Consider the following 16,758-nt stretch of genomic DNA (forward strand, 5'->3'; position numbering starts at 1 on the left):
GTTGCCTTGAGAAGCGCGGTCCCTTGTAGGAGCGGCCTTGTGCCGCGAATGGGCTGCAAAGCAGCCCCCGAGGCCTTCAAACTCAAGCAGCAACAGTGACCAACCGCCCGGGCACGGCAGCAATCAACTCTCGCGTGTAATCACTCGTCGGCCTGTCGAACACCTGCGCCACCGTCCCTCGCTCCACCACCTGCCCCCGGCGCAGCACCAGCACCTGGTCGGCCATGCTCGCTACCACCGCCAGGTCATGCGATACCAGCACATAAGCCATGCCCAGCTCTCGTTGCAGCTCATCCAGCAGTGCCAGAATCTGCGCCTGCACCGACACATCCAGGGCACTCACCGGCTCGTCGAGCAGCAACAGTTCTGGCTGTAGCGCCAGCGCCCGGGCAATCGCCACGCGCTGGCGCTGGCCGCCGGACAGTTCGCGGGGCAGGCGGTCCAGGTAATGCAGAGGCAGGTGCACGCGTTCGATCAGTTGGCGCGCGCGTTGCTCCAGTGCCGCACCTTTGAGCAGGCCAAACGACACCAGCGGCTCGACGATGCTGTCGAACACCGTGAAACGCGGGTCGAGAGCGGCGAAGGGATTTTGCTGCACCAGTTGCATGCGTCGGCGCAAGGGGCGGAACTGGCGCCAGCCGTGGCCCGTGACATCCTGCTGGTCGAACAGCACGTGGCCTTGGCTGGGCGTTTCCAGGCCCATGGCAATGCGCAGGGCGGTGCTCTTGCCCGAACCGGATTCACCGACGATGGCCAGCGTTTGCCCCGGGTGAACCTGCAAGTCCAGGCCCTGCAACGCGATAAAGCGGTTGTCCTGGCCTTTTACCTTGGGCAACTCGAACGTTTTGCCAACCCCCTGCAGGCTGAGGATCGGCTTTGCGCCCGGCGCCAGTTGCCGGGGCTGGCGTCGAGCGCTGAATGCCGGTGCGGCATTGAGCAGGGCGCGGGTGTATGGGTGCTGCGCTGCGTGCACAATCTGCGCGGGCGGGCCTTGCTCCACCAGTTCGCCTTGCTTCATCACCAGCAGGCGGTCGGCGCGGTCGGTGGCCATGCCCAGGTCGTGGGTGATGATCAGCAACGAGATGCCACGCTCGGCCACCAGCCGCTGCAAGTGATCGAGGATCTTGCGTTGCACGGTCACGTCCAGCGCGCTGGTGGGTTCGTCGGCGATGATCAGCCGTGGGTTACCGGCCAGGGCGATGGCGATCAGCACCCGCTGGCGCATACCGCCAGAGAGTTCGTGCGGGTACTGGCGGGCGCGCACCACCGGGTTGTCGAGGCCAACCTGGGCTAGTAACTCCAGCACATCGGCATCGACACTGCGCGAGCGGCCGCCTTGGGCCAGCACTAGCGCCTCGCCGATCTGCTGGCCAATGCGCAGGGTGGGGTTGAGGCTGACCATCGGGTCTTGTGGCACCAGGCCGACGGTACGCCCACGCAGCTGGCGTTTCTGCCGTTCGCTGGCGCGCACTACATCCAGCCCGTCGACCCACAGCTGGCCACTGTCGATGCGCGCCGTGCCCGGTAGCAGGCCGAGCAGGGCGTTGGCCAAGGTCGACTTGCCCGAGCCTGACTCGCCGACAATGGCCACGGTCTCGCCCTGGGCCAGGCTGAAGGCAAGGTGCTTGACGGCCTGCGTAGCCTGGCCGGAGGCGTGATAGCTGATGCTGAGGTCGCGTACCACAAGCAATGGCTGGTCGTTCATCGTGGGTGCTCCTCGAAGGTGCGGGCAAGGTGGTTGAGGCTGAACACCACGGCCACCACGAACAGGCCGGGCAGCAGCGACACCCAGGGGGCGGTGATCAGGAAGTGCCGGCCGTTGGCAATCAAGGTGCCCCATTCGGCCGCTGGCGGTGCTGCGCCAAAACCGAGGAAGCTGAGGCCGGCCGTGGCCAGGATGGCGGCGCCGAAGTCCAGCGTGGCCAGCACGGCCACTGGCCCCCAGGCATTGGGCAGCACATGCCCCATCAAGGTGCGGCGCCAGCTGGCGCCACCCAAGCGTGCGGCCTCGACATAGGGCAAGGTCTTGACCCGCAGCACTTCGCCGCGGGTGGTGCGGGCAAAGCCTGGAATGATGCCGACGCCGACGGCGATCGCCACCGGCACCGTGCCAAAACCGATGGCGGTGACAATGGCCAGGGCCAGCAGCAGGCCGGGCAGGGCCAGCAGCACATCGACCAGGCGCATGAGGGCGGCATCCAGACGCCCGCCGGCAAACCCGGCGAGTACGCCCAGGCTCAACCCGCCTGCCAGGGCAATGCCAACCGCCAGCAATGCGGCCTGCACCGACAGGCTGGCGCCATAGACCACGCGGGTGTACAGGTCACGGCCCAGCTCGTCGGTGCCGAACCAGTGGACGGCGTCAGGGGCCCGTAGCTTGTCGACGGGCGACGTGGCGTATGGGTCGAAGCTGGTCAGCCAGTGCGGCGCCAATGCCGCCAGCAGGGCGAACAGCACCACCACTAGCGCCAGGCTGAAGCCCGGGCGCGCCAGCAAAGGGGCGAGCGCCTGGCCGAGGCGCTGCAGGCGAGTGCGGCGCTTCCAGGTGGCTGGCGGGGCGGCGGCACGCAGGGGGTGAGTATCGGCGGTCATGGTCAGGTCACCTTCGTGGCGTGGGCGATGCGGGGGTCAAGGTACGGGTACAGCAGGTCGACGATCAGGTTCACCAACACGAAGGCCGCCGCCGACACCGCGACAATCGCCAGCACTACCGGGATGTCTTGGCGCAGCACGGCTTCCTGGGCCAATCGGCCGACGCCATTGCGCGAAAAGATGGTCTCGACCAGTACCGCCCCGGACACTGTGTTGCCCACCTGCAAACCGACCAGGGTAAGAATGGGCAGGGCCGCATTGCGCAGGCCGTGCCGCGCCTGCACCTGCGCACGGCTCAGGCCTTTGGCGAACGCGGTAGCGATGTAGGGCTCCTGCCACACGCCCTGGAACCCGCGCTGCAACACCTGCGCGTACACCGCAGCACTGGGGATGGCCAGCGTCACCGCCGGCAGTACCAGGCTGGCAAAGCCCTGGCTGCCAGTGGCCGGGAACCAGCCCAGGCCAAAGGCGAACACCTGGATCAGCAGCAGCCCCATCCAGAAGACCGGTACGGAAAAGCCCAGTGACGGCAAGCGTGACAGCGCCACTTTCAGCGGTTGCCATTGCAGGTAGGCGGTGAGGTAGGCCAGGCCGATGCCCCCAAGCAACGACAGCGCGATGGCAAAACCGGCCAGGGCCAGGGTTTGCGGCAGGCGCTCGGCCAGCAGCGCGGTCACCGGCCGGTTCAGTGACAACGACTGGCCCAGGTCGCCGTGCAGGGCCCGCCACAGCAGGTCGAAGTACTGCTCGAAGATGCCCTTGTCCAGCCCGTAGTAGGCGCGGGCCTTGGCCAGGTCTTCGGGCGACAGGCCATCGGCTTCCATGCCCGATGCACTGAGCATGATCGCCAGGGTGTCACCGGGCAGCAGATAGAGGATGAAGTAGGTGATGGTGTAGGCGCCCCACAACACCAGCAGGGCCTGGCCGATGCGGCCGATCAGGTAACGGTTCATGGCTGCGCGACCTGGATGTCACTGAGGAAGGCAAAGCCTTCGGCGGTCCAGCGGAAGTCCTTGACCCGTGGTGCGGTGGCGGCTTGCCACACGCGCTCGTACAGCGGGAACGCCGAGGCTTCGTCAACCAGCAGGTCTTGCAGCTGGCCATAGGCCTGTGCGCGTTGTTCGTCGCGGGTGGCGGTAATGCCGCTGTCGAACAAGGTTTGCGCCTGCGCCAGGGTGTGTGGCTCGTAAGTGTTTGTGGCCAAGGTGGCACTGCTGGCGGCGCGCGGGTCGAGGATGGTCTGCAGGATGATCGGGTCGGCGCGGGTCATGTAGGTGGAGGTGAGGTCGTAGTTGCCCGAGGCGTTGCCGGCCACCCATTCGGCACGGGTCAGCACGTTCAGCTTGAGGTCGATGCCGACCTTGCGCAGTTGGTCTTGCACCAGCACATCGCCGGCACTTTCGGCGGGGGTGAGGTTGTAACGCAGGGTCAGGCGTTTACCGTCCTTGTGCCGGTAGCCGTCGTCACCCTTGCTCCAGCCGGCGGCGTCCAGCAGGCGCTCGGCGCCCTGCGGGTCGTAGGCCAGCTTGTCGGCCTGGGGCTTGAAGTACGGCGTGGTCACGTCATACACCCCGGTCACCACCGGGAACTCGGCGTTGTATACGGTGTGGGCGTAGCTGGTGCGGTCGATGGCCTTCTGCAGGGCCAGGCGCACCTGGCGATCGCCCAGCAGGCGGTTGTTGCGGGTGTTGGGGTAGAGGTTGAGCGCCGGGCCTGGCAACGATCGGCTCTGGATGGTTGCGCCTTTTGCCTGGAACAGCTTCAGGTCAACTTCGGAAAACGGGTTGCGTGGCCAGAGGATGTCGGCCTTGCCTTGCAGGAACAGGCCGTTGCGCACGCTTTCTTCAGGGATGTAGCTGATGTCCACGCGGTCCAGGTGGGCGGCGCCGGGGTTTTTGACGTTGGCGGAGGCCCAGGCATAATCCGCCCGCTTGACCAGGCGTGCGCCTACTTCCGGGGTGTAGTGTTCGAGGATGAACGGGCCGGTGCCGATGATCTTGCCCAGCGAACGCTCCTGGGCAGTGAGCGCGTAGGAGGCCGGAGCGAGGATGGCCAGGTTGGTGGTGGACGTGGCCTGCAGGAAGCCGGCGTTGGGCCGTGAAAGCACCAGGCGGACGGTGAACGGATCGACCACTTCGGCATGGTCAAAACCGGCCAGGTAGGTGGCGCCGAACGTGGCAGGCAGTTGCGCCGCGAAAGCCTTGTTGCTGTCGAAGGCGGTTTTCACGGCTTGGGCGTCGAAGCGCTCGCCATTGCTGAAGGAGACGTCCTGGCGCAGGTGGAAGGTGTACTGCAGCGCGTCGTCGCTGACCTCCCAGCTGCTGGCCAGCCAAGGGATGATGCGGCCTGTGGCCGGGTCCTGGTCGGTGAGCGATTCGGCGACGTTGCGCAGTAGTACGCGGTGCTCCAGCCAGTAGACCTGGAACGGGTCGACGCTGACCAGCGTGGTGTTGTCGCCCCAGAAGGCGATGTTCAGGGTTTTGCTGGTGGCATCTTCGCCGGAGGGGGAGCAGGCGGCGAGCGTGAAGGCCAGGGTGGCGCAGGCCAGCAGGCTTCTGGCCATGTGAAGTGGAGGCATTGGGCGTTCCTTCAAGGGGATATGAGGTGTTTGTTCGGGCCCTATCGCCGGCAAGCCAGCTCCCACAGGACCAGCACAGGCCTGAATCCGATGGAATTCCTGTGGGAGCTGGCTGGCCGGCGATAGGGCCGGTACAGGCCACAGCAAACCTGTCAGTCCTGGTAATCCAGCCCCTCCCGGTCCAGCTGCCGGATCAGCGCATCCCAGTGCCGCTGGATCCCTTCACCCAACCCGTCGGAAAACCGCTTGGACTGCTCATGCACCTTGGCGATCGCCGCCGGCGCAGCATGCAGCAACTGGTCGTTGCCCCCGGCCTGCGCCGCTACCTGGATGTTGCAGGCACGTTCCAGCCCGTGCAGTTCACGGAAGGCATGCTCCACGCTGACCCCCCCGGCGAGCAGCCCATGGTTGCGCAGGATGAGGATGTTGCTGTGGCCCAGGTTGGCCACCAGCCGCTGCTGCTCGTCCAGGTCCAGGGCGACGCCTTCGTAGTCGTGGTACGCCACCCGGCTGTAGTACGCCAGGGCGTGCTGCGAGATCGGCAGCAGGCCGTCGCGCTGCGCCGACACCGCCGCGCCATCTCGGGTGTGGGTGTGCAGCACGGCCTTGAGGTCATGCCGGGCGCGGTGGATTGCGCTGTGAATCACATAGCCTGCCTGGTTGATGCCCAGGCCCAGCGGGTCGTCGATGATGGTGCCATCCACGTCCACCTTCACCAGATTGGACGCGGTGATCTCGTCGAACAGCAAGCCAAAGGCATTGATCAGAAAGTGCTCGTCAGGCCCCGGCACGCGTGCCGAGAAGTGCGTGTAGATGTGGTCGGTCCAGCGGAACAGCGCGGCCAGGCGGTAGGCGGCGGCCAGCTTGACACGCACCTCCCATTCTTCGGCGCTGACCCGCTGGCGTACGGTGTTTTCCTGGGCGATGACGACAGACAGTGCAGTCATGGTGGTCTCCAATAAGTGTGGGTTCAGTAGCCGCGCTGGGTGTCGACCAGGTTGTGCAGCGGTGCTTGTTCGCGGTAACGGGCGAAATTGTCGAGAAACGCGTCGAGCAGGGCCGGGTAGCCGTCCTCGGAAATGGCCGAGGTGTGCGGTGACAGGAACACCCGAGGGTGCTGGTAGAGCGGGTGGCCCGCTGGTAGCGGCTCCGGATCGGTGACATCGAGGCTGGCGCGGCCGATCAGCCCGTTGTCCAGGGCTTCGAGCAGGGCGCCCTGGTCGAGCAGCCCGCCACGGGCGATGTTTATCAGGTGCAGCCCGGGTTTGGCCTGGGCCAGCACCTGGCGGTCGATCAGGCCACGTGTGGCGGGGGTGAGCGGGGCGGCGATGACCAGATGATCGCTGCCGGCAAACAGCTGCTGCAGGCTGTCGACGCGCTGCACGCCCGGCACCTCGGCAATGGGTTGGCCTGGGCGGTTCAGCGCCAGTACCGGCATGCCCAGAGCGTTTGCCTTGCGTGCCAGGCTCTGGCCGATGCTGCCGAAACCGAAGATGCCCAAGGTGCGGCCACGCACGGGGGCCAGCGGGGTCAGGCGCCAGTCGGCGTCCTTGACCCACAGGCCCGGCAGCTGTTTGGCTGCGGCAAACACCAGGGCCAGGGCGAATTCGGCCACCTGCTCGGCATTGGCGCCGCGGCCACTGGTGACCGGCGGGCCCTGAAACACCCAGTCGGGGTAGAAGTCGATGCCCGAGGACACTACCTGCACCCAGCGCAACGCCCACGGCCAGCCCGCTGGCGGGTTGTCCACGCGGTTACCGCGTACATTGATCGGGCGCACGATGAACACATCGGCGGGGACGTCCAGCTGCAACTGGCCCGGGGCGATATCGATCACCTCATGGTCGCGCAATCGATCACGCAGGTATTGGTTGGCCGGTGCGTCCAGCTGGCTGGCGATGATCGAGTGGCTCATGCCGCCACCTCCGCCAGGGCGGCACGGCCGACATGGCCGAGCACCACGTCGTCCTGAGGCGTGTGGATGCGGCTGCACAGCACATCACGGTAGTGCCGCTCCAGCGGGTTGCGCCGCGACAGGCCTGGGTTGCCGGCAGCCTCGATGGCCAGTTCCACGGCCTGGATGGCGTTGCGGCTGACCAGGTGCTTGAGCTGCCCGGCGTGGCGCGGATCGACCTGCCCGGTCACGGCCGCGTTCAACAGGCTCTGGTTGGCGAACAGCAACGTGTCGATACGCCCGACCACGTCCTGGAAACGTGGCAGGCTGGCCAGCGGTGCACCGAGGTTGGACGGCGCGCGCTGGTTCAGGAACTGCACCAGCCAGTCGCGTGCGGCCTGGGCCACCCCGTCGTACAGCGCAGGCAGCAACACTGCCATCCACAGAAGGCCCGTGCTGTCGAGCTCGGCGCGGGGTGCGCTGGCCGGGCTGACGCTAACGGCATGATCGAGCGGGATCAGCACCTCGTCGAACTGCACTTCATGGCTGCAGGTGGCGCGCATGCCCAGGTGGTCCCAGTCTTCGATGATACGGATGCCCGGGGTGTCCTTGTGCACCAGGAAACCGCCCACCAGTGGGTCTTGGTCGTCGCTGCGTGCCCATACCAGGTACCAGGTCAGGCCATGGCTGCCGGTGGAGTAGATCTTGCGCCCGGACAACCGCCAGCCTTCGGTGGTGCGCCGGGCAAGGGTGGCCGGCAGGCCGCCGCGGGCGGGTGTGCCCAGTTCGGGTTCGACGCGAAACGCGTTGATCAGTGCGCCGTCGGCCACCGCGTCGCGGGCCACTTGCAGGCGCAGGTGCTCGGGCCAGCGCTCTTCGTCCTGCAGGCGAAAGTGCTGCAGGTACTGCATGACGAGGATCAGTGCGGTAGACGGGCAACCTTTGCCGACCGCAGCAATGACCTGGCGCGCACTGGCCAGGTCGGCGCCACCGCCGGCCAATGCGCGGGGCACGGTGAAACCCAGCAGGCCGTGGCGGTGCAACAGGTCGAAGTTGTCGGCGGGAAACTGGCCGCTGCGGTCGTAGCGTTCGGCGTTGGCGGCCAGGGCCTGGGTGAGTTCGGCGAGCGCGCTGGCGGAAGGGGGGTGACTCATGGGTATTCATCCCTGGAACACGGTGGGTTTATAAGACCGTATTCGTATGGATGATTGCTGTAAAATTCTTTTTAGTTCTATGCTAATTATTAACTGTAAGAATTACGTTTATATTTAGTTATGCGAGTTGGTTATTTTATTTCGGTGGAATGCCAGGGCTGCTGCGCAGCCCAATCGCGACGAAAGGTCGCTCCCACGGTGATCACGCGGACTTTTGGATTTTGATCAAGGCAGTTGTTCTCACAAGGGATTGCGCTTTCAGCTCACCCGCACAGTTGCTGCCCGGCCACCCGGCCAAACAGCTCGACCGGCTCCTGCAGGTTGCCCAGGTAGCGTGGGTGGAACAGCCACAAATCCACCTGCGGCTTGAAGTCCGTCACACTGACCACGTCCAGCGCATCCCGGTGGCGGCTGTTCTGCAACAAGGGCTCGGGCACCAGCCCAAGCCCCTGCCCATTGGCCACCAGCCCCAGTTGCAACTCGGTGCCAAAGGTCTCCAGGTTGATCGACAGCCTCAGCCCCTGTTCGCTCAGGGCGCGCTGCAACCCCGCGCGAAAGCCGCAACCATCAGGGTTGAGCACCCAGCCACGGGTGTAGCAGTCCTTGAGCTTGAGGCTGCGCTTGCCGGTACTGCCCTTGGCCGCTACCACCCGCAGCGGCATGCGGGCGATCGACTGGCTGGCGATGCCCTCGGGGAAGATCTTGCCGGGCGGGAATAGTGCCGCAGCGGCATCCAGCTCGCCGTTTTCCATGCGTGCGATCAGGCTGCTGCCCCAGCCACTGGTGACTTGGGTGCGCAGGTCGGGGTAGGTTTCCCGAATCTGTGCCAAGGCATCGAGCAGCACCACATCGCCAAGGGTTTGCGGCACGCCCAGGCGCAGGGTACCGGACGGGGCCCCGTCGTTGGCCACCAGCTCGCGCAGCGAGTCGATCTCACGCAAGATCGCCTTGCACTGCTCGTAAACCCGCAGGCCCATGGGGGTGGGCTTGAGTGGCTTGGTGTTGCGGTCGAGCAGGGTGGCGCCCAGGTCTTCCTCGAAGTTCTGCACGCGGCGGGTGATGGCCGGCTGTGTCAGTTGCAGGGCCTCGGCGGCAAGGTTGGTCGACTGGCAACGGATGACCGCCACGAAGGCGTCCATGTCATCGATTTTCATATTCGGCGCTCACATATTGGGGCGGTGGGACATACCGGAGGAGAATAATCCTCAATGGCCGGATTGTCACAGCACCTGTGCACCTCACGCGCTTTCGCGGGCAATCAACTCACACGCCAACAGGTTCAGCCGCTGCACTTTCCCCTCACACGCCACCTGGCGGTGTTCAGCCGGTGTACCTGGCACCTGCCGATGCCCGGGCAGCGTTTGAGCGGGGCAGCGTGGACGCCTGGGCAATCTGGGACCCGTTCTACTCGGCCATCGACCTGGAGGGTAAGGCGCGGCTGCTCGCCGACGGCCAAGGGTTGGGGCTGATTGGGCCGTTCATGCTGGGTTCACGCACCTACGTCGAAGCCCATGGTGCCTTTGTCGGGCAATTGCTGGACGAAATTAGCCAGGCCGAAGCGCTTACCCGCAGCGACGAGGCCGGCAGCATCCGCTTGCTGGCACAGTTCATGGGCTTGCCGGAAAAAGTGGTGCAGCGCAGTTTCAGCCACCGGCCAGCGTCACCGGTGCTGCCTGTGAGTGATGAGATCGTGGCGGCGCAGCAGGGTACGGCGCAGTTGTTCTTCGACAACAAGGTACTGCCCAAGCGGGTCGACATTGCCGGGGCAGTGTGGCGGCGGCAGTAACTTTACCTTCGGGCTCACATCGGTCCCTGTAGGAGCGGCCTTGTGCCGCGATCGGGCTGCATAGCAGCCCCGGCAATGTGTGCATATGCGCAGAAACCTGGGGCCGCTTCGCAGCCCGTTCGCGGCACAAGGCCGCTCCTATAAATGACCGCGTAAACCCGGCGGTCACCCGCGGGCGAATGCCGCCAGCTTCTCGCCATCCAGCCGGTAGCGCACCCACTCGTCCTGCGCCTCGGCCCCCAGCTTCTGATAGAAGCCGATCGCTGGCTCGTTCCAGTCCAGCACGCTCCATTCCAGGCGCCCGCAGTTGTTCGCCACCGCCTCGCGGGCAATGTGCCGCAGCAATTGCCGGCCAGCGCCGTCGCCACGTTGTTCAGGCGTGACGTACAGGTCTTCCAGGTAAATACCGTTGCGCCCGAGCCAGGTCGAGTAGCTGTAGAAGTACACGGCAAAACCGACTGCCCGGCCATCGCGTTCGCACATCAGGCTACGTACTGTGCTGCCCTCGTCGAACAGGCTGTGCTCGATGTCGGCCAAGGTGGCGACCACCTCGTGGCGGGCACGTTCGTACTCGGCCAGCTCGGTGATAAAGGCCAGGATCTGCTCGGCATCGGTGCGAACGGCTGGGCGAATGGTAAGGCTCATGGTGACGGCTTCCTTGATCCGGGTTAACGGTACAGTGATGTGTATCTGAATAATTTAATATAACTGTATCGGTCGCTGGGGTGGGTTACTCCGTTAGTGTGACAGCACCTATTACGAAAGTGGAATGCCCGCCATGCTTGCCTCTGCCGACCTGCTGACCGCTTTCGTGCTGTTTGCCTTCGTATCCTCCATCACCCCCGGCCCCAACAACACCATGCTGCTGGCCTCGGGGGTTAACTTCGGCGTGCGTCGCTCCATCCCTCACGCCCTGGGCATCAGTGTCGGTTTCATGGTCATGGTGCTGGCCGTCGGCCTGGGCCTGGGTGAGGTATTCAAGGCCTGGCCACCGCTGTACACGGTACTGCGCTACACCGGGGCCGCCTACCTGATGTACCTGGCCTGGAAGATCGCCACTGCCGGGCCGGTTGGCACGGCCTCGTCCAGCGCCCGTAAACCGCTGGGTTTCTGGGGGGCGGCGGCGTTCCAGTGGGTCAACCCCAAGGCCTGGGTGATGGCGGTGGGTGCGATTACCACCTACACACCGGCGCAAGGCTATGTGACCAACGTGATCGTCATCGCCGCCTTGTTCGCCCTGGTCAACCTGCCCAGCGTCGGTGTGTGGGTCATGTTTGGCAGCGCCCTGCGCAACGTATTGCAAAACCCGCGCTGGCTGATGCTGTTCAATGTCCTGATGGCCTTGTTGCTGGTGATTTCCCTCTACCCGCTGCTGTTTGTAGAATCGGCGTTTTCCTAGCCCCGCGAGTACAGCAAGCTGATGCAGTTGATCCCCTGGTCCCATGAATGCGCCGAAGGTTTTACCCTGCGGGGTTGGCGAACCCCGGCCAGTGGCAAGCCGTTGCTGCATTTTTTGCACGGCAATGGCTTCTGTTGCCTGGCCTACCAACCGCTGCTGATGCGCCTGGGCGAACATTTCGACCTGTGGCTTTGCGACGTCCAGGGGCATGGCGACACTGACCATGGTGGGGTGTTTCGGGGGTGGAACCGCACGGCCGAGCTGGCAGTGGAAGCCTTTCAGGCCGGGCGTAGCGAGTACGGCGATGTGCCGCGGTTTGCCGTGGGGCACAGCTTTGGCGGCGTGCTTACGGGCCTGATCCTGGCCGCTGAACCTGCGCTGTTCGGGCGTGCGGTGTTGCTTGACCCGGTGTTGTTCAGCCGTCGCATGCTGGGTGTGATGGGCGCGGCAGCACTGGTTGGCCTGCACCAGCGTCATGCTCTGGCGCGCAAGGCCGCCAGCCGCCGCAGCCACTGGCCTGATCGCGAGGCAGCGCTGGCCTCCCTGCAAGGGCGGGGCATCTTCAAGGGCTGGACCGATGCGGCGCTGCAGGCTTATGTCGAACACGCCATCGGCGATTGTGGCGATGCAGTGGTGCTCAAGTGCCGGCCCAGCCGGGAAGTGGAAATCTTCAGTTCATTCCCCAAACGCATGTGGGCGCGCCTTGCAGCGATCAGCACGCCGACACGGATTCTGTATGGCGAACAGACTTATCCCTTCGTGCCTCATTCGGTGAACCGCCTGGCCACGCTCAACCGGCATGTAACCGCCCGACAAGTCGGCGGTGGGCACTGTTTCATGCAGGAAGACCCGGCCATGGCGGCCGAGCAGGTGCTCGCTTTCTTGCAGGGTTGACTGTTCCATAGGTGGAACGATGCATGCCGAATAACCCGTCTACCGTCTGATTGGTATCATTGATAAGGTTATCCCAGCCAAGAGAGGAGCCTTCTCATGAAAAACATTCTGGGTATCCACCGCAGCCCACACGCCCATTGGGTAGGTGATGGCTTTCCCGTTCGCAGCCTGTTCACTTACGACAACCTGGCCAGCCGGATCAGCCCGTTCCTGCTGCTGGACTACGCTGGCCCCCATGACTTCACCCCGACCACTGCGCGGCGCGGCGTTGGCCAGCACCCGCACCGTGGTTTCGAGACCGTGACCATCGTCTACCAGGGTGAGCTGGAGCACCGTGACTCCACGGGCGCTGGCGGCCTGATCGGGCCAGGTGATGTGCAGTGGATGACCGCCGCCAACGGCATCATCCATGAAGAGTTTCATTCCCCGGCCTTTGCCCGCAGTGGCGGTACGCTGGAAATGGTCCAGCTGTGGGTCAATTTGCCAGCGCGTGACAAGCGAGCAGCCGCCGGTTATCAGACGCTGCTGGGCAGCGACATCCCGGTGGTGGCGCTGGACGGAGACGCCGGTAGCTTGCGGGTGATTGCCGGTGACTACCGTGGGCACCAGGGGCCTGCCCGGACCTTTACCGCCATGGATGTGTGGGACCTGCGGCTGAATGCCGGGGCGTCCTTGCAGCTGCCAGTTGCTGCCGGTCGAAACGCCGCGCTGGTCGTTCTGCGCGGTAACGTGCGAATCAACGGCGAGCGTGAAGCGGGCCCGTCCAGCCTGGTCCTGCTGGACCGTCAGGGTGAGGATGTCACTGTCGAGGCGTTGGAAGGTGCCAGTGTGCTGCTGCTCAGTGGCGAGCCGATCGATGAGCCGATTGTCGGCTATGGCCCGTTCGTGATGAACAGCCAGGCGGAGATTGCCGAGTCGTTCGACGATTTCCATGCCGGGCGGTTCGGGCAGATGCAGGATGAGCGCGAAGGTGTTCAGCACTGAGTCTTGGTTGAAAAGCTGGGGTTGCGAAGCGCCCCCGGCTTTCTTGAGCATGGATTGAACCCCAGGGCTTTGGCATGATCAGCCCATGCCCAAGCCCACACTCCAGCACGCCGTCCGCCGATCATTGCCCACCCCCGGCCAACACACCTTGTGGCTGCGCTACCGTGCACCGTATCACTGGCCCTCGACCCTGGGTTTCCTGACTGCCCGCTGCATCCCCGGTATTGAGACCTGCATCGACGGCACCTATCGCCGCACCCTGGCTATTGGCGGCCACCACGCTGTCTTGCACGCCACCCCCTTGCGCAACCAGTTGCGCGTGCACCTCGAAGGCGTTCCCTCAACTGCATTGCCTGGCCTGATCGCCAGACTGAGGCGCTTCTTCGACCTCGACGCCGACCCTGTGCGCATCGCGGCCGAATTGTCCCGCGACCCCTTGATGGCCCGTTTGGCCCGCGAGCGCCCAGGCTTGCGTGTGCCCCAAGGCTGGGATGCCTGCGAACAAGCCATGCGTACTGTGCTGGGCCAGCAAATCAGCGTGGCCGGCGCCATGACCCTGGCAGGCCGGCTGGTACAACGTCACGGCACAGCGCTGCGTTCGCCGGTCGCGGGGCTGAGCCATCTGTTCCCGGCTTTGCCGGCATTGGCCAATGCGCAATTCGAAGACATGGGCATGCCGCGAGTGCGCGCCATCACCCTCGGGACCTTGGCAAATGCACTACTGGCTGAACCCGGGTTGCTGCGTCGCGGCCAAGCGCTGGATGAGCTGCTGCGCAACCTGTGCCGGCTAAAAGGCATTGGGCCGTGGAGTGCGCACTACCTGGCGCTGCGCCAGGCCGGCGCTGCTGATGCCTTGCCGTTGGGCGATGTGGCGTTGATCAAGGCATTGCGCCGGCTTGAGGGTGATCACGCGAAGCTGGCCGAACGGGCGCTGGCCTGGCGACCGTGGCGGGCCTACGCGGCGCAGCACCTGTGGGCATCGCTGGGGTCGGCAGGGACCGCTCGTCGTTAAGTCGGCCAATGCATTCGAACACTCGGCCGATGCCTGCAATCTTCCACTAAGGTGCTAGAGGATTCCCCGCATGATCATTGCCCCCGCGCATGGACGCTTGCCGGGGCATGTGCAATATCAATTGGCGCCCCGCCCGATAAAGGCGTACTCACTCACAACAGGCCATCGCACAGAGAGGGTCGTACCATGTCGTTGATAGGAGTTTCGATGCTGGAAATGCGGCAGATGATCGAGCAGGCCTGCTTGCCTGATCGCTGTGAAGTCAGCTGCCTGGATGGCGCCAACCTGACCATCCGCCTGGGTCAGGGTCAGAGTCTGGACGAGGGCGTGACCCTGAACGGGGTTCCGCTGCAAAGCCTTAACAGCTGCCGTGATCTGGTCCACCTGGTGGGGCAGCTGCACGCGCTGCGTGACAGCCGCCCGGCGCGAATCAGGTCGATTGCCTGAGCGCGCCCGTCGTGCCCCGGTCAGCCCAGGCTGGCCGGGCGTACGTATTCCGGCATCAGGCCGTTGAACCAGAACAGGATCATTGCCACCAGCATGGTCACCAAGAGTAGAAGCCCCACACCCCAAACGCACGTCGCAAACAGCATCGCCTGTTCCTTCTTCAGCCGCAGGAATGTCTGCAACCCGCCATACAGCAATACGCTGGCATAAGCCGAGGCGGCGAGCAGTGCGGCGAAGGCCAGCCAGCGGATCGGCACCAGACCGACCACGCCGGCAAAGAACCACGGCGTGGCACAGTAGGCGGCAAAACCAATGCACTGGTTGAGGCTGGGCTGCGCATCGAACCCTCGCGACATCCAACGTATCATCACCCCCATCAGCATCACGCCCACGACGGTAGTGGCATACAGCAGCCCTGCCAGTTGCGCGGCGCTGCCCATGCTCAGGCGCACCCGCTCCTCGGCTGCGAGGCTCCAGCCGAAGGTGGTAGTACCGACAAACAGGCACACAGCGGGTATCAATGCCAGGGCCAGGAGGCGCGGCAGGTATTGCTGGGGGTGGTCCTCTTCGGCCCGGCGGATATCCAGCCAGGCGTCGGCGGGGTGGGTGAAGAGTTTGAGCAATGGACTGTTCATGGCGTTCTCCGGCAGGCACGGGCCCTTTTGCTATGGAGATATACTGCACCGGGCCGGTTCAGCCGGTTTGGCCGCCGTTGATCGGCTTATTGCAGTTCCAGAAGCAAGTTCAGGCCGCCATCGCCGCACTTGCCCTTGTCCCGGACTACGCCATGGTAACTGCGCCCATCCCAGATAAAGGCCACGCTGTGAGCACGGTCGACCTTGTCAGGCAGTGGCGGGCAGATATGCAGGCGCAGCCCCGGTCGGCCCTGCAGGTTGAGGGCGGCAAGCTGGCACTGGCATTCCACGCTTTGCGCCACCGGCCCGAACAGGGTGTCGCGTACGTAATCGAGCTGCAGCGAGGCATTCGGTGCGCGGCCAGGCATCTTCATCGGTAGGTGGCTCCATCGCAACGGCTTGATGGGCAGGGCGGGTTCGGCATGGCAGGCTCCAGGCAAAAGAAGGCGGCTTAATATTTGAAGCTTGCCTGGCCAAGATGTTCAACGTGTTTCATGTGCATTCATCTTGTTTGCGCCGGGTGGCAGACCACAGGTCCTGTTCAGGCACCCGCCTTGCGCAAGGTCAGGTTGATCCGCCGTTCGCCCATGCGTGGATGCACGCCAGGTTTTATAGGCAGCACGCCGTGAAAGCGCAAGCGGTCCTCGCCGCCCCAGACCAGTACATCACCGTGGCTCAGCGGGATGCGACGGGCCTTGTCGGCGCGCTGCAGACCGCCGAACAGGAACACCGCCGGGAGGCCCAGTGATACCGACACGATCGGCTGGCCGAAGTCTTGCTCGTCGCGGTCCTGGTGCAGGCTCAGGCGTGTGCCTGGCAGGTAATGGTTGACCAGGCAGGCATCCGGCACGAAACCCTCGAAGCCGGCCAGGCCCGCAGCGCGGGCGGCGAGGGCGAGCAGCACCGGGGGGAGCGCGGGCCAGGGCTTGCCGCTGAGCGGGTCGCTGGGGCTGTAGCGGTAGCCGTGTTCGTCACTCACCCAACCCAGCGTACCGCAGTTGGTCAGGCCTACTGCCATGCGCAGGCCACCCGGCGTGTACATGTGCCGGAAGGGCGCTGCGCGCAGCACCGGGCGCAGGGCATCGAGCAGCGCCTCGGTTTCGGCCAGGGCGAAGCCGGGCAGCAGCAGGGTGTGGTTGGCCAGGCGTTGCGGCTGGGGGCCGAACAGGTCTAGATCGGACTGGATCATGGCATCGCACAGGTTCGAGGGATTGGACATTGTATCCCTGCAATTGCAATCCCTGTAGGAGCAGCCTTGTGCTGCGAAGAGGCCGGTATGCCTCCCAAAGATGTGGCGGTGCTGCAGGCCCTTTCGCAGCACAAGGCTGCTCCTACCGGGAATGCACATACCCGGCAGAACGAGAAGTTGCATAGGGTGCGAGC

Annotated in this window: 18 protein-coding genes; 6 read left to right on the top strand and 12 right to left on the bottom strand. The window is 64.8% G+C overall.

The window, feature by feature from the left end; genetic code table 11:
• Window positions 1-82 precede the first annotated feature (82 nt).
• The 8 genes from E8E78_RS07500 to E8E78_RS07535 form a co-directional block, all read right to left on the bottom strand.
• On the bottom strand, window positions 83-1,705 hold the full coding sequence (locus E8E78_RS07500; RefSeq protein ID WP_049275366.1) for an ABC transporter ATP-binding protein: 1,623 nt from the start codon (window positions 1,703-1,705) through the stop codon (window positions 83-85).
• Complete coding sequence (locus E8E78_RS07505; RefSeq protein ID WP_049275365.1) at window positions 1,702-2,592, bottom strand: ABC transporter permease; 891 nt, start codon at window positions 2,590-2,592, stop codon at window positions 1,702-1,704. The genes E8E78_RS07500 and E8E78_RS07505 overlap by 4 nt, the downstream gene beginning before the upstream one ends.
• A 2-nt stretch (window positions 2,593-2,594) precedes the next feature.
• Complete coding sequence (locus tag E8E78_RS07510; protein WP_016486734.1) at window positions 2,595-3,545, bottom strand: ABC transporter permease; 951 nt, start codon at window positions 3,543-3,545, stop codon at window positions 2,595-2,597.
• The gene (locus E8E78_RS07515) at window positions 3,542-5,170 is read right to left on the bottom strand and encodes an ABC transporter substrate-binding protein (RefSeq protein WP_049275364.1); all 1,629 of its coding nucleotides are present in this window, start codon (window positions 5,168-5,170) and stop codon (window positions 3,542-3,544) included. The genes E8E78_RS07510 and E8E78_RS07515 overlap by 4 nt, the downstream gene beginning before the upstream one ends.
• 152 nt (window positions 5,171-5,322) lie before the next feature.
• Window positions 5,323-6,117 carry a class II aldolase/adducin family protein gene (locus E8E78_RS07520; RefSeq protein WP_059395976.1) on the bottom strand — a complete coding sequence of 265 codons (795 nt, stop codon included), beginning with the start codon at window positions 6,115-6,117 and terminating at the stop codon, window positions 5,323-5,325.
• Between the two features lie 23 nt (window positions 6,118-6,140).
• Entirely contained in the window at window positions 6,141-7,085 is a 945-nt protein-coding gene (locus E8E78_RS07525; RefSeq protein WP_156860019.1) for a D-isomer specific 2-hydroxyacid dehydrogenase family protein, read from the bottom strand.
• Complete coding sequence (locus tag E8E78_RS07530; RefSeq protein ID WP_280311654.1) at window positions 7,082-8,218, bottom strand: acyl-CoA dehydrogenase family protein; 1,137 nt, start codon at window positions 8,216-8,218, stop codon at window positions 7,082-7,084. The genes E8E78_RS07525 and E8E78_RS07530 overlap by 4 nt, the downstream gene beginning before the upstream one ends.
• Window positions 8,219-8,481: 263 nt before the next feature.
• A complete protein-coding gene (locus E8E78_RS07535; protein ID WP_049275362.1) occupies window positions 8,482-9,372 on the bottom strand; it encodes a LysR family transcriptional regulator in 891 nt (296 codons plus the stop codon).
• Between the two features lie 173 nt (window positions 9,373-9,545).
• On the opposite strand from E8E78_RS07535, the gene E8E78_RS07540 reads away from it, so the two are divergent.
• Entirely contained in the window at window positions 9,546-10,004 is a 459-nt protein-coding gene (locus E8E78_RS07540; RefSeq protein WP_059395974.1) for a hypothetical protein, read from the top strand.
• A 165-nt stretch (window positions 10,005-10,169) separates the two neighbouring features.
• Here E8E78_RS07540 and E8E78_RS07545 read toward each other — a convergent pair whose 3' ends face one another.
• Window positions 10,170-10,649, bottom strand: coding sequence for a GNAT family N-acetyltransferase (locus E8E78_RS07545; RefSeq protein WP_016486745.1), 480 nt, complete (start codon window positions 10,647-10,649; stop codon window positions 10,170-10,172).
• 124 nt (window positions 10,650-10,773) lie between these two features.
• Here E8E78_RS07545 and E8E78_RS07550 point away from each other — a divergent pair, with 124 nt between their 5' ends.
• The 5 genes from E8E78_RS07550 (at window position 10,774) to E8E78_RS07570 (ending at window position 14,740) form a co-directional block, all read left to right on the top strand.
• Complete coding sequence (locus E8E78_RS07550) at window positions 10,774-11,403, top strand: LysE family translocator (protein ID WP_049275361.1); 630 nt, start codon at window positions 10,774-10,776, stop codon at window positions 11,401-11,403.
• 21 nt (window positions 11,404-11,424) lie between these two features.
• Window positions 11,425-12,297, top strand: a complete 873-nt coding sequence (locus E8E78_RS07555) for an alpha/beta hydrolase (RefSeq protein ID WP_232861703.1) — start codon at window positions 11,425-11,427, stop codon at window positions 12,295-12,297.
• Window positions 12,298-12,393: 96 nt separating this feature from the next.
• A complete protein-coding gene (locus E8E78_RS07560; RefSeq protein ID WP_016499861.1) occupies window positions 12,394-13,281 on the top strand; it encodes a pirin family protein in 888 nt (295 codons plus the stop codon).
• A gap of 85 nt (window positions 13,282-13,366) precedes the next feature.
• The gene (locus tag E8E78_RS07565) at window positions 13,367-14,293 is read left to right on the top strand and encodes an AlkA N-terminal domain-containing protein (RefSeq protein WP_049275358.1); all 927 of its coding nucleotides are present in this window, start codon (window positions 13,367-13,369) and stop codon (window positions 14,291-14,293) included.
• A gap of 186 nt (window positions 14,294-14,479) precedes the next feature.
• Entirely contained in the window at window positions 14,480-14,740 is a 261-nt protein-coding gene (locus E8E78_RS07570; protein ID WP_041167745.1) for a DUF1652 domain-containing protein, read from the top strand.
• Window positions 14,741-14,760: 20 nt separating this feature from the next.
• Here E8E78_RS07570 and E8E78_RS07575 read toward each other — a convergent pair whose 3' ends face one another.
• The 3 genes from E8E78_RS07575 to alkB form a co-directional block, all read right to left on the bottom strand.
• Entirely contained in the window at window positions 14,761-15,375 is a 615-nt protein-coding gene (locus E8E78_RS07575; RefSeq protein ID WP_016499858.1) for a Yip1 family protein, read from the bottom strand.
• Between the two features lie 86 nt (window positions 15,376-15,461).
• Window positions 15,462-15,749, bottom strand: a complete 288-nt coding sequence (locus E8E78_RS07580) for a hypothetical protein (protein ID WP_016499857.1) — start codon at window positions 15,747-15,749, stop codon at window positions 15,462-15,464.
• Window positions 15,750-15,916: 167 nt separating this feature from the next.
• Window positions 15,917-16,564, bottom strand: coding sequence for a DNA oxidative demethylase AlkB (gene alkB, locus E8E78_RS07585; RefSeq protein WP_059396010.1), 648 nt, complete (start codon window positions 16,562-16,564; stop codon window positions 15,917-15,919).
• Between the last annotated feature and the right edge of the window lie 194 nt (window positions 16,565-16,758).

It is taken from the genome of Pseudomonas sp. BN505, assembly GCF_029873175.1.
Lineage (GTDB): Bacteria > Pseudomonadota > Gammaproteobacteria > Pseudomonadales > Pseudomonadaceae > Aquipseudomonas > Aquipseudomonas putida.